This window comes from Corynebacterium rouxii (genome assembly GCF_902702935.1).
Lineage (GTDB): Bacteria > Actinomycetota > Actinomycetes > Mycobacteriales > Mycobacteriaceae > Corynebacterium > Corynebacterium rouxii.
The window spans coordinates 1,022,408-1,034,141 of the sequence record NZ_LR738855.1 but is presented as its reverse complement, the minus strand read 5'-3'; the positions used below and the strand labels follow the sequence as shown (position 1 = coordinate 1,034,141).

The 11,734-nt window shown below is 50.7% G+C and carries 11 protein-coding genes and 1 riboswitch; of the genes, 2 read left to right on the top strand and 9 right to left on the bottom strand.

Annotated features, from left to right (window positions below):
* Positions 1-9: 9 nt before the first annotated feature.
* Positions 10-891, bottom strand: coding sequence for a LysR family transcriptional regulator ArgP (locus CIP100161_RS05265; protein WP_155872534.1), 882 nt, complete (start codon positions 889-891; stop codon positions 10-12).
* Positions 892-961: 70 nt separating this feature from the next.
* On the opposite strand from CIP100161_RS05265, the gene CIP100161_RS05260 reads away from it, so the two are divergent.
* Positions 962-1,648, top strand: coding sequence for a LysE/ArgO family amino acid transporter (locus CIP100161_RS05260; protein WP_155872532.1), 687 nt, complete (start codon positions 962-964; stop codon positions 1,646-1,648).
* A 29-nt stretch (positions 1,649-1,677) separates the two neighbouring features.
* On the opposite strand, the gene mgrA is transcribed toward CIP100161_RS05260, so the two are convergent.
* The 7 genes from mgrA to CIP100161_RS05225 all read right to left on the bottom strand — a co-directional run bounded on the left by mgrA (position 1,678) and on the right by CIP100161_RS05225 (position 9,471).
* Entirely contained in the window at positions 1,678-2,775 is a 1,098-nt protein-coding gene (gene mgrA, locus CIP100161_RS05255) for an L-glyceraldehyde 3-phosphate reductase (RefSeq protein WP_155872530.1), read from the bottom strand.
* A gap of 100 nt (positions 2,776-2,875) precedes the next feature.
* A complete protein-coding gene (gene gatB / locus CIP100161_RS05250) occupies positions 2,876-4,381 on the bottom strand; it encodes an Asp-tRNA(Asn)/Glu-tRNA(Gln) amidotransferase subunit GatB (protein ID WP_155872528.1) in 1,506 nt (501 codons plus the stop codon).
* Positions 4,382-4,488: 107 nt separating this feature from the next.
* Positions 4,489-5,517 carry a 6-phosphofructokinase gene (locus CIP100161_RS05245; protein WP_014316664.1) on the bottom strand — a complete coding sequence of 343 codons (1,029 nt, stop codon included), beginning with the start codon at positions 5,515-5,517 and terminating at the stop codon, positions 4,489-4,491.
* 199 nt (positions 5,518-5,716) lie between these two features.
* Positions 5,717-6,448, bottom strand: coding sequence for a hypothetical protein (locus tag CIP100161_RS05240; protein WP_155872526.1), 732 nt, complete (start codon positions 6,446-6,448; stop codon positions 5,717-5,719).
* Positions 6,449-6,554: 106 nt separating this feature from the next.
* Positions 6,555-7,622 (bottom strand): ABC transporter substrate-binding protein, encoded by a 1,068-nt coding sequence (locus CIP100161_RS05235; protein ID WP_155872524.1) that lies wholly within the window; start codon positions 7,620-7,622, stop codon positions 6,555-6,557.
* A gap of 11 nt (positions 7,623-7,633) precedes the next feature.
* A complete protein-coding gene (locus CIP100161_RS05230) occupies positions 7,634-8,431 on the bottom strand; it encodes an ABC transporter ATP-binding protein (RefSeq protein ID WP_155874534.1) in 798 nt (265 codons plus the stop codon).
* Entirely contained in the window at positions 8,431-9,471 is a 1,041-nt protein-coding gene (locus CIP100161_RS05225) for a FecCD family ABC transporter permease (RefSeq protein WP_155872522.1), read from the bottom strand. Before CIP100161_RS05225 ends, CIP100161_RS05230 begins: the two co-directional genes overlap by 1 nt.
* A 53-nt stretch (positions 9,472-9,524) precedes the next feature.
* A riboswitch (cobalamin riboswitch) is annotated at positions 9,525-9,723 on the bottom strand.
* A 148-nt stretch (positions 9,724-9,871) separates the two neighbouring features.
* Here CIP100161_RS05225 and CIP100161_RS05220 point away from each other — a divergent pair.
* Positions 9,872-10,207 (top strand): hypothetical protein, encoded by a 336-nt coding sequence (locus CIP100161_RS05220; protein ID WP_155872519.1) that lies wholly within the window; start codon positions 9,872-9,874, stop codon positions 10,205-10,207.
* Positions 10,208-10,265: 58 nt separating this feature from the next.
* On the opposite strand, the gene CIP100161_RS05215 is transcribed toward CIP100161_RS05220, so the two are convergent.
* The gene (locus CIP100161_RS05215; protein ID WP_155874533.1) at positions 10,266-11,639 is read right to left on the bottom strand and encodes a DHA2 family efflux MFS transporter permease subunit; all 1,374 of its coding nucleotides are present in this window, start codon (positions 11,637-11,639) and stop codon (positions 10,266-10,268) included.
* Between the last annotated feature and the right edge of the window lie 95 nt (positions 11,640-11,734).

The window sequence follows — 11,734 nt, the reverse complement described above, 5'->3', positions numbered from 1 at the left end:
GAGTACCGACTAGGCAGACAGTGGGTGTAGCCCCTCGTGGGCTGCATCCACTACCGCTTGAGTTAACCGCTCTAGGGCTGGAGATTCCAACCGCCATCGCTGCCAATACAGCGGAACTTCGTGCACCTCGCTATCCAACATCACTACCTCACCAGAATCCAAAAGAGGTAGCGCTTGAATATCAGGGAGCATCGCCCACCCTAATCCCACACGGGCAGCTTCCATGAATGCCTCCGATGAAGGGATTTCATTAACACGTCGCCCTGCAGGAACTTCACCCAAACGACGCTTAATATCACGGTCTTGAAGCCCATCTCGAGGGCCAAATCGCAATACTGGCATCCGCTCCCAATCAACAGCACCGTCTATGGTGTAGCGATCCAACAACTTCGGACTTGCCACCGCAAAATATCGGAATGCACCTAACGCTATCGAGTCGCAACCAGATACAGGTGTCTTTTCCCCCGTTACAGCACCAAGGACATCTCCGCGACGCAACAACGACAACGAATGCGACTCGTCCTCGATACGCATATGCAATGTGGCGTTATCCATCTCCGCCACACTTGCCATCACCCGGCGAAACCATGTGGCCAAAGAATCTGCGTTGACAGCTACAGACAATGGAATCCGCTCAATTCTTCCCCGCAACTGAGCGTTTGTTTCGGCCTGCAGAAGTGCCATACGTCGTGCCGCTTGCACCAGTACCTCGCCGGCATCAGTTGCAGTGACTGGTGACGTACGACGTACCACTACTCGACCGGTCTCCCGCTCCAACGCCTTAATCCTCTGACTTACTGCTGAAGGAGAAATTCCTAATGCAAAAGCCGCATCTTCGAAGCTGCCTTCGTCGATAATTGCGAGCAAGGTTTCTAAATGAAGCGGATTCATGAAGCAATTCTAACCCAGCCTGAAAGTCCGTTATTTTACTTCAGCATTTCAGAGGAGCATATTGCTTAGTATGAGTATTGCTTTCGCTGGATTCCTCATGGGTTTGTCCTTGATCGTGGCCATTGGGCCACAAAATGCCTTGATTATTCGTCAAGGCATTAAAAGCGAAGGCCTAATCCCCATTCTGGTTGTATGCATACTCTCTGACGTGATCCTCATTTTCGGTGGCACTGCTGGGGTCGGAGCCCTAGTCGATCGTGCCCCCATTGCGCTAGTAGTACTGAAATGGCTCGGTGTAGCGTACTTACTCTATTTTGGATTCACTTGTTTCAAAGAAGCTTTTAAACGTCACGGCCAAGCACTCACAGTCGAGCAAAGCGAACCAGTAGCCTACGAACCAGCGGCTGACGCATCATCCGGAGTGATCACTAAAACACGCACAAAAGCTCAGCCCAAGTCGGCGCAGCGCACGTGGGTTAAACCAGTGCTTGCAGCGTTGGCTTTCACGTGGCTTAACCCAGCCGCCTACATAGACGTTCTTGTCATGTTGGGAGGAATCGCCAATCAACACGGCCCCGATGGGCGCTGGATCTTCGCCCTCGGTGCACTGTGTGCGAGCCTGACGTGGTTTCCGTTTATTGGATACACCTCCACACGCTTTTCTACCGTGCTATCTCGGCCAGCGGTGTGGCGATATATCAACATAGCAATCGGAATCATCATGATGATCATGTGCGTACGTCTCATCATGCACTAGACTCATTGCCCTTTTAAGACACCGCGCCTTTAATCGTGAATCTTCGAGGCAGTAGCACCCGCCCAAATATTAATTCCAGCGTCCTTGGCAACAGTGTCAATATAATTGCGTTCTTCAACACTGAACTCAAGATTATTAAGAGCTCCCAGATTTTGATCCAACTGCGCTACCGACGATGCTCCGATCAACGCACTGGTTACCGTTGTGGCCCCATAATCACCTTGTTCTCGTAGTACCCACGCGATAGCCAGCTGGGCCAACGTTTGGCCACGTCGAAGCGCTAAATCGTTCAGCGCGCGCACCATGTCAAGATTTTTAGCATTGAGCATCTCTTTACCTAAGGACTTCTCTGCTGCTGCCCGTGAATCCGCTGGCACGCCCTCGAGATACCGGTCAGTTAAAAGCCCCTGCGCAAGTGGTGAAAATGCGATCACCCCCAGACCATTGTTAGCGGCGGACTCCAATAGGTTCTCGCCGTCTTCGCCTGGTTCCTCAACCCAGCGATTCAAGATAGAATAGCTCGGTTGATGGATCAGCAATGGGCAGCCCTCACCAGCTAGAATTTCCGAGATCTCTGCGGTTAGTTCAGGTCCATAGGAGGAGATTCCCACATATCGAGCCTTGCCGGATGCCACGATGTCCCGTAAAGCATATGCAGTTTCTTCCAAAGGCGTATCTGGATCTGGACGATGATGATAGAAAATATCCACGTGATCGAGCCCCATGCGATCAAGCGAAGAATCCAACGAATCCATCAAATACTTTCGGCTACCGCCAAAACTGTACGGCCCCGCTCCCATGTTCCAACCCGCTTTGGTCGAAATGACGATTTCATCCCGGTGGCGAGCCAGATCTTCACGGAAGATACGCCCGAAATTAATCTCTGCAGATCCTGCTGGCGGGCCGTAGTTATTTGCCAGATCAAAATGTGTGACGCCTCGGTCAAAAGCGCGACGAACAATGGCGCGCTGATTAGCTAGCGGCTTATCGTCACCAAAGTTGTGCCAAAATCCAAGGCTGATAGCCGGCAGCCGTAGTCCTGAATGACCGCACTGACGGTATTCCATGTCTTCATAACGATCAACGGCGGGAGTGTACACCTGCTCTGCGTGTCGTGAGTAAGTCATACTCTCCTATTGTGCGCCCAACTTGCTACCGTGGCAAGGGATACAGAAAAGCCTTACTCATCACCAAGACCAGCGATGAGTAAGGCTACCTTCTTTGCGATTAAGCCAGTTTTTCTGCGATCAACTTATTCACCTGGGCAGGGTCAGCCTTGCCACGTGTCGCTTTCATGACAGCGCCAACGATCGCGCCAGTAACTTTGGTGTTACCCGCTTTGTATTTCTCAACGATATCTGGGTTGGCAGCCAGTGCTTCATCCACAGCCTTTTCAATTGCTCCGTCATCACGAACAACTTCCAAGCCACGAGCAGCAACGACCTCGTCAACGTCGCCTTCTCCTGCAAGGACACCGTCTACAGCTTGGCGCGCCAACTTGTTGGTCAGTTTTCCTTCCTTGACCAACGCAGCAACACGAGCCACTTGCTGAGGGGTGATCGACAGCGCGTCAAGTTCTACACCAGACTCGTTAGCCTTTTGGGACAAGTAAGCAACCCACCACGAGCGTGCCTCAGATGCAGATGCGCCTGCTTCGACAGTCTCAACGATAAGATCCAATGCGCCGGCGTTGACCAAGTCACGCATTTCCTCATCTTTAAGCCCCCACTCTTTTTGAATACGAGCGCGACGAATCCAAGGAAGCTCAGGAAGGGTTGCGCGAATTTCTTCTACCCATTCCTTAGGAGCGATCACTGGAGGAAGATCAGGGTCGTTAAAGTAACGGTAATCTTCTGCGGTTTCCTTTGGGCGACCTTTGGAGGTAGAACCATCAGTTTCTTGGTAGTGACGGGTTTCTTGGACGATCTCGCCGCCATCTTCAAGGACCTGGGCCTGACGCTGCATCTCGTAGCGCACCGCTTGTTCCACTGATTTCAAAGAGTTGATGTTCTTGGTTTCGGTACGGGTACCAAACTCAACAGTTCCAACAGGGCGCAGAGAAACGTTTGCGTCGCAACGCATGGAACCTTGGTCCATACGCGCATCAGACACTCCGAGAGCCTTAACCAAATCACGAAGCGCACCAACATAGGCTCGCGCAACCTCAGGCGCACGCTCACCGGCACCTTCGATTGGCTTGGTCACGATCTCGATAAGCGGAATGCCTGCACGGTTGCAGTCCACGAGCGATGCAGTTGCACCATGGATACGGCCATCAGCACCACCCAAATGGGTAAGTTTGCCCGTGTCTTCTTCCATGTGAGCACGTTCGATCTCAACGCGCCACGGGGTTCCGTCGTCAAGAACCACATCAAGGTAGCCGTCGTAAGCAATTGGCTCATCGTACTGCGAAATCTGATAGTTCTTTGGCTGATCTGGGTAGAAATAATTCTTGCGGGCGAATCGAGAAGACTCCGCAATCTTGCAGTTGAGGGCCAGACCGATCTTAATAGCCCATTCAACGCCCTTAGCATTGACGACGGGCAATGCACCCGGCAAGCCCAACGATACTGGGTCAACGTTAGAGTTCGGCTCGGCACCAAAGTGTGCAGAAGGGGCCGAGAACATCTTGGTTTCGGTTGCTAGCTCAACGTGAACCTCAAGGCCCATTACCGGATCAAACTTCTCTAGGACCTCGTCATAATCCATCAGGTCATACATCGCAGCAGTCATGGTGAAATAGTTTAATGCCTTATCGTAAAAATCGTAGAGTCGGGGGTCTATAACGAAGAAAGCCACTTCCGAAGAAAACTCATCGAAAGTGGACTTCCTCTATACATTTAGCCAAACAGAGCACGGGCCGTGCGGTAGCGACCTTCAGGAACAGTCTTCAGCGTATCCACTGCATCCTCAAGCGGAATCAAATCAATGTGCTCACCGTGCAACGCAACCATCTTGCCGTAATCACCGTTGTGGCAAGCACGTGCAGCATGAACACCGTAACGGGTAGCCAAAACACGGTCATAAGAAGTTGGGGTACCACCACGCTGAATGTGTCCCAGAACCGTAGTACGGACATCATGGCCGAGGCGCTTCTTGATTTCCTCACCAATTACTTGGCCAATTCCGTTGAAGGTCTGGTGACCAAACTGGTCAACGCCACCCTCAGCGAAGTCCATGGTGCCTTCCTTAGGCAGTGCACCTTCGGCAACGACAATAATGCCGTACTTCTCACCCATCTGGAAACGGCGTTCCATTGCCTTGCAGATCTCTGCAATATCAAATGGCTGCTCAGGAATCACCGTGTAGTGTGCACCACCAGCCATACCAGCATGCAAGGCGATCCAACCGACGTGGCGCCCCATAACCTCGACGATCATCACACGATTGTGAGATTCTGCAGTGGTATGCAGACGGTCGATAGCATCGGTAGCCACAGAAACGGCGGTATCAAAACCGAAGGTGTAGTCGGTACCATTTACATCGTTGTCAATGGTCTTTGGCACGCCGACCACAGGAATACCATTATCGGACAGCCACTTTGCCCCCTTCAGAGTGCCTTCGCCACCGATTGGGATAAGGGCATCGATGCCAGCATCCTCAAGGTTAGCCTTGATCTGGTCGAGACCAGACTTAAACTTGTCAGGGTGAAGGCGGCCGGTACCCAAAATGGTTCCGCCGCGCAACAGAATACGGTCGATATTTTCATCGTCGTATAGTTGAATGCGCTTGTCTTCCATGAGCCCCACCCAGCCGTCTTGGTATCCAACGACGGTCGAGCCGTACTCAGAACATGTGCGGACAATGCCGCGGATCACAGCGTTGAGGCCGGGGCAATCGCCACCGGATGTAAGAGTCGCAATTCGCATGATTCTCAGTGTAGCGCTTCTCAAGAATCATTGTTGAAGAATGTGTGGGATTACGCCCGATCGGAATGATTTTTGTCGGGAATCACAGTAAATATCCCACATATGAGGGCATCCAGCTAAACAACATGGATGCACATGCCTGCAACATACAGCAAATGCGATAACTCCAACAAAGCACAGTAGAAAGAAGAGAGAACTTCTAAGAATGAGAAGAAACGCTTTCCAAATTCTTCACCAGACCACAACCACGCAATGTAAGTTGCACCCATTCGACGTCTTTTTGACCAGAAGATCCATATTCTTCAAAGACAGAAACAACACCGCGAGCAATGAAAAACTGAGTAATTTCTTGAATAGCTTCACGCGATAGCTGAGTCTCTTTAGCTAAACGCGACAGTTTCATTTCCTGAAAACCTACCGCACAGCGAGCAGACCACAATACTGCTAGATAGTTGAGCTGATCGTCTGAGAGTTCAACAATCTCATCGGAACCAAAGTGTCCCAATTCAGTCGTATCTTTAAACCCCTGATACCACGACTGTGTCACTATATAAAACAGTACTGTCGCAATAACAGCTAAAACGACAGCCCCTGACCGACTCAAATCTCGAACGATGTTAATCGCAGTCGGTATCGAAATCGCGATCACCATTACAATTCGGTCATATTTGCGCCACCTAGCAGATTCACCGCTATTCCACGCTTTAGAGGTAGCATCAGCTGGTTGCCGCCCAAGGCGTATCCCCCGCGATGTGTGAAATAAAATCGGAATACAAACCGCAATCAGTATAAGAACACCCACAAGGGAACGCCCTAGCGCTGCTGTGATAAAACCGCAGCCATAAAGCAATGCAAAAAGAAAAACGAGTCGACTATTAGCTCGTTGAATAGCGCTTTCAAACTCGAGAAACTTATGATGCTGGCTGTTCATCTGCCCCTCACTAGGAATAATGAAATTAGTTCACACTAAGCGACCTTCATTATAGCCATAGCAAAAGTGCGCCTACGGTCCCCCACTCGTAGACGCACCCTAGTTCCTACTTATAGTAGTTTTGGCCTGGTACAGACGCTGGAAGTTCCAAGGAAGACTTGATTTCAGAGCTAGGAACGAGGCCGAACTTTTCAAAACCCTTGCGCATCTGCTCTGCAGCATCAATGTTGAGTGGACCGGAGGTCCACATGGCGTATGGCAAGTTGACAAAGCGGTTTTCCTTGACAGCTGGCAGATCCTTCGTGGCTGGATTATTACGCAACACTTCGATCTTTTCTTCAAATTCTTGACCTGGGTAATCAACAAAAACGAAGACATCAGGCTTCGAAGCAGCGAGATTTTCCCAGCCCACAGTGGTCCAAGTATCTTCCACGTCTTCAGCACCATTGCGGCCACCAGCAGCCTCGATGATGGCCTGTGGGGCGCCAAATTTGCCCGATGTGAAAATTGCAGAGTCCCGAGCCGAATCGAATACAAACGCAGTCGGTTTTTTATCCGCCTGTGGCGCATTCTTTAGGGCATCCAAACGGGAATCGATATCCTTGACAACAGATTTTGCGGTATCGTCGTGGCTGGTGATCTTGCCGATGTTGGAGATATCCATTTTTACGGCCTCCCATGGATCGTACAATCCACGCTTTTCGGAGCCTTCTTGACGGCATGATTCGCTCAAGATGTAGGTATCAATGCCCTGATCTTTCAGAGTGTCAGGTGTCAAGTTCTTTTCTTCAGAGAAGCCGTAGTTCCAACCAGCAACGAAAATATCAGGGTGCTTGGCAACAATAGCTTCAAGCGATGGATATTCCTTTGCAACATCCTCCGCATTGTCGATATCCTTGCCGTATTTAGCATGCAATAGATCTTTATCGCGTTGAACAGAGCTGACGTATTTCACATTGTCGGCAGCGCCAGCAGCAAGAGCAATAGAAATAATGTTGCCATCGTTAACAAACAGGTTATCGGCCTTGGCGTAGGTGACTTCCTTGCCGCAGTTGGTGATAGTCACGCCGTCTTTGGACTCAGCTTGCTTAGAAGTATCGGAATTGCTGCAACCAGCTAGGACAATGGAAACGCCAAGCATTGGGACGAGAAGAGGGAAAAGTTTAGCCTTCATGAGAACGAGAACTACTCCTTTGGAGATTGATGAGGTTGATTGGACAGGGCGTCGATAAGCAAATGCACACGACGGGCTTGTTCGAGTTGGACAAGTAATGATTCCACGCCGAATACTTGGGATACGATCTCAGGGGTGAGAACTTCCTGCGGAGATCCAGCGGCGACCACACCACCATTGCCCACCACCACGACCTGATCAAAGTGCGATACCGCCAGATCAAGGTCATGGATGGTGGCAACGATGGTGCGTCCGGAATCACGAAGCACATGGAGCAAGTGCAGTTGGTGCTGAACATCGAGATGATTGGTCGGCTCGTCGAGAAAAACGAGGTCTGTTTGTTGAGCAAATCCACGAGCTAACAGCACACGGCGTCGTTGCCCGCCCGAAAGCTCAGAACACAACGCTTTACGACGCCCTGCCAAACCAACCAGCTCGAGAGAATGTTCCACGATGTCGCGTTCATTCTTAGATCCCAACTGCCATGACTTGATATACGGCAATCTGCCAAGGGCTACCACTTCTTCCACCGATAAATCCGCAGGTGGTTGTTCCTCTTGGCCTACAAAGGTCAACATCATGGCACGCTTTTTGGCACGAATTTTGTGAATATCGTGGCCGTTAACCGTTACAATGCCATCATGTGGTTGCGTGATACCGGCTAGAGCACGCAACAGGGTAGATTTTCCAACGCCATTGACGCCCACGATCGCAGTCATCGTGCCGTGCTCAACAGAAAAAGAAATGTCTTTCAAAATCGTAGTCTTGGTATCAAAACCACAAGCAATATCCTGTACTTGGCAATGCATCATGACTCCTGTCCCCCAAAGCGATAGCTCTTACGTCCCATCAAAATAAGGAATAACGGCGCACCGATAACACCCGTAACAACACCGAGCGGAATCTCTTGAGGAGGCGCCGCAACACGAGCTAGCACATCAACCCACACCATAAATACAGCACCAAAAGCCGCAGCAATCGGCAACAACCGACGATGCAAGGAACCCACCATCATACGAGCCAAGTGCGGAATCACAAGCCCAACAAATCCGATACCACCGGCCACTGCAACCATCGCACCCACAAGCATCGCCTGAAGAAAAAACAAGCCCTGGCGCAATGCTGGAACGTTAACTCCAAGCGCCGTCGCCGTATCAGGGCCTGCAGCCAAAGCATCCATCTGACGATTAATAAACAACAAACCGACAAACGCCAAGGCGACAACAATTGCAGGAATTGCCAGCTTTCCCCACTGGGCACCAGCAACAGAACCCAGCATCCAGAACAGCACGCCTTGGGCGGCACGTGCATCTGGTCCTTTAAAAACCAAGAAGCTAGCAAGTGCAGAAAATGCCGAAGATAACACAACGCCCGACAAAATTAATCGCAATGGTGTCAACCCACCCTGAGCCAACGTGACGGCATAGACCGCAAACGTAGCGATTATCGCACCAACCAACGCTCCGCTCGACAACGCATAAAGACCAAAATTGCCTAGCAGACCAAAGACGAGCACTGCGGTCGCACCCACACTCGCACCGGAGCTTATGCCTAACAGGTATGGATCAGCCAAGGGATTACGCACCAATGTTTGCATAGCAACGCCTGCAAGTGCTAAACCTGCGCCAACAATCAGCGCTAACACTCCGCGTGGCGCACGTAGCTCCCACACCACCGCATCAATGGACTGATCTGGGTACACATCCCCGGCGAGATGAGCTTTAACAACTGCCCATACCTGTTCTTGCGGATAGTCAACTGAACCAAAAGATAATGAAATGACAAAACTAACGGCCGCCACAATAAGAAGTGCAACAAATAGCATGGGCGTGGTAAGTCGTCTGATCACATGACCAACTTCAACTACGTATCGGGCTGCGCACCTAGAACGCGAGGACTGCAGCGCATACTTCTAACTAGGCCGGTCTTCGGACTTTAGTGCTCTACGCGAGAGAAATTGCCTCACCTTCCCAAGAGTTTTTTACTCTCAGTGGCTACATTGAAGCACTCACTTGCACTATTACCGCTGCGCGTCAGTCCTGGATTTTCACCAGATTCCCATGCAGCAGTTCAGTGCTGCACCTAGTCAATATTTGACGGACTTAAGTATAGCCAACAGAGTATCTAATTATCGAAACCTAACTTCAAAAACTTCTCAACGCCCATTCCACATTAAAAATGACATAGCAACTATCCAAACCGCTTAGTTTGATAGCGCCGCTGCCGATGGCTCGCTAAGCTATTGCGCTATGACAACATTTATGGGATTTGATGTAAAACCTGCAAACAAAGTAAGCACCGCCCCCGTGATTGCCACTGGCCTTATCGGCGGCTGGCTTACCGCTCGCGAGACCGGAATTCGCCCCCTAGGTGGAGTAGTCCTCGCAGCTGCTGGAATCTGGGCCGGAAGGTCTTGGTGGGCACGCGGCGGTGTTACCCGAACGGCCGCGTTAAGCGCTGCATACATCGCAGCATTCGGCGCCTCCCACCCGCTGGCTAAAAAGATCGGCGCATGGCCAGCAGTTCTCAGCGTTACAGCAGCATCAGCGGCCGCCGCTTACCTCGTGAACGACACTGCAGAATAAAAACTGCCTCACTACCCTTGTTCCAAACAAACAGGCAGTGAGGCATATTCATCAGCTATTAACGGCGGACTCTATCTTTCGCCATCATGGCGGACACAAAGCCTACTGCCAACATAACAGCACCAAGGATGATCGACTGGCCATACGCAGCTCCCATATCCCCTGCAAGGATGCGCCACTGTAGCACAGCGCCAATAGCTGCAGAACCGATTACGGAACCAATTTGACGGGTCGTGTTGTACACACCGGACCCCACCCCCATGTGATGAAGCGGCAGATCTCGCATCGTCAACGTAGAGTTTGGCGACCATACAAATGCGTTACCCAAGCCATACACAATGAATGCTGGCACTAACCACCACAGACTTGCATCTACGATCATCACCACCGCGATAAATACCAATCCCACGGCCATTGTCGAGAAACCGAATCCAGCTAATTTACTCGTCGAATAGTGATCTGACCGCCGTCCGATCAACGGCGAGAAAAACGCCGAAATCAATGCCTGAGGCATCATGAATAAACCAGCTTGAAGCGGTGTAAGCGAATGAACCTGCTGCAGATACAACATGATTGGGAGCGGAGTACCAGCAATGGTAAAGCCCATAGCGGCAATACCAATATTGCCGAGGGAAAAATTCCGAACATGGAAAAGCGATAGTGGCATCAACGCATCTTTCCCCTTGGTCTCTGCACGATTTTGCTGGTAGGCAAACGCAACACCTACCACAATGCCGAGAAGCATAACTACCCAGATCCACCAAGCCCAAGAAGCAGATTCACCCTGTTGCAAAGCAAAAACCAACGCAAAGACAGATACAACAGACAACACCATGCTCAAGCCGTCGATACTTCGTTCAGTCGGTTTAAAGCGTGGGACAAAACGTGCCACTGCAAAAACAGCAAGGACACCAAAGGGTACGTTAATAAAGAAAATCCATTGCCACCCAACCCACGCGGTAATAAACCCGCCCAGAATTGGGCCTGCAAGACTTGCTATTCCCGCTACACTGCCCCACGCACCGAGAGCTGCGCCACGACGTTCACGCGCAAATACACGGTTGATCACGCTCATAGTCTGTGGCGTCAGCATAGATGCACCGATGCCTTGAACAGCACGGGCTATAATCAGTGTCATCATATTTGGTGCGAAACCGCAGGCAAGAGAACTAAGCGTAAAGATCACCATACCGATGATGTAAATATTCTTAGGGCCGAATCGATCCCCTAGTCGCCCTGTGATAAGCAAAGGTACAGCGAAAGTCAGCAAGTAGGCCGACGTCACCCAAATAACCTCGTTATAGGAGGCATGAAGATCCTCTTGCAACGCAGGAGTAGCAACGGCAACAATGGTTTGATCCAAAAGGATCATAAAAAACCCAATGCACAATGCAATTAGTGCAGGCCACGCCTCTTTTTCTGGTAACGGCATGGTGGGATACTGAGTGTCAGATTTGGTTGCTGTACTCAACGTCTACCTCCTAGTTTCACAATCGACTGGAAACACAATACACCTAAAAATAGTAG

What these genes read in the sequence shown, in the direction of transcription:
- CIP100161_RS05265 (WP_155872534.1), bottom strand. Translation starts at nt 891, where the DNA reads ATGAATCCGCTTCATTTAGAAACCTTGCTCGCAATTATCGACGAAGGC.
- CIP100161_RS05260 (WP_155872532.1), top strand. Translation starts at nt 962, where the DNA reads ATGAGTATTGCTTTCGCTGGATTCCTCATGGGTTTGTCCTTGATCGTG.
- mgrA (WP_155872530.1), bottom strand. Translation starts at nt 2,775, where the DNA reads ATGACTTACTCACGACACGCAGAGCAGGTGTACACTCCCGCCGTTGAT.
- gatB (WP_155872528.1), bottom strand. Translation starts at nt 4,381, where the DNA reads ATGACTGCTGCGATGTATGACCTGATGGATTATGACGAGGTCCTAGAG.
- CIP100161_RS05245 (WP_014316664.1), bottom strand. Translation starts at nt 5,517, where the DNA reads ATGCGAATTGCGACTCTTACATCCGGTGGCGATTGCCCCGGCCTCAAC.
- CIP100161_RS05240 (WP_155872526.1), bottom strand. Translation starts at nt 6,448, where the DNA reads ATGAACAGCCAGCATCATAAGTTTCTCGAGTTTGAAAGCGCTATTCAA.
- CIP100161_RS05235 (WP_155872524.1), bottom strand. Translation starts at nt 7,622, where the DNA reads ATGAAGGCTAAACTTTTCCCTCTTCTCGTCCCAATGCTTGGCGTTTCC.
- CIP100161_RS05230 (WP_155874534.1), bottom strand. Translation starts at nt 8,431, where the DNA reads ATGCATTGCCAAGTACAGGATATTGCTTGTGGTTTTGATACCAAGACT.
- CIP100161_RS05220 (WP_155872519.1), top strand. Translation starts at nt 9,872, where the DNA reads ATGACAACATTTATGGGATTTGATGTAAAACCTGCAAACAAAGTAAGC.
- CIP100161_RS05215 (WP_155874533.1), bottom strand. Translation starts at nt 11,639, where the DNA reads ATGCCGTTACCAGAAAAAGAGGCGTGGCCTGCACTAATTGCATTGTGC.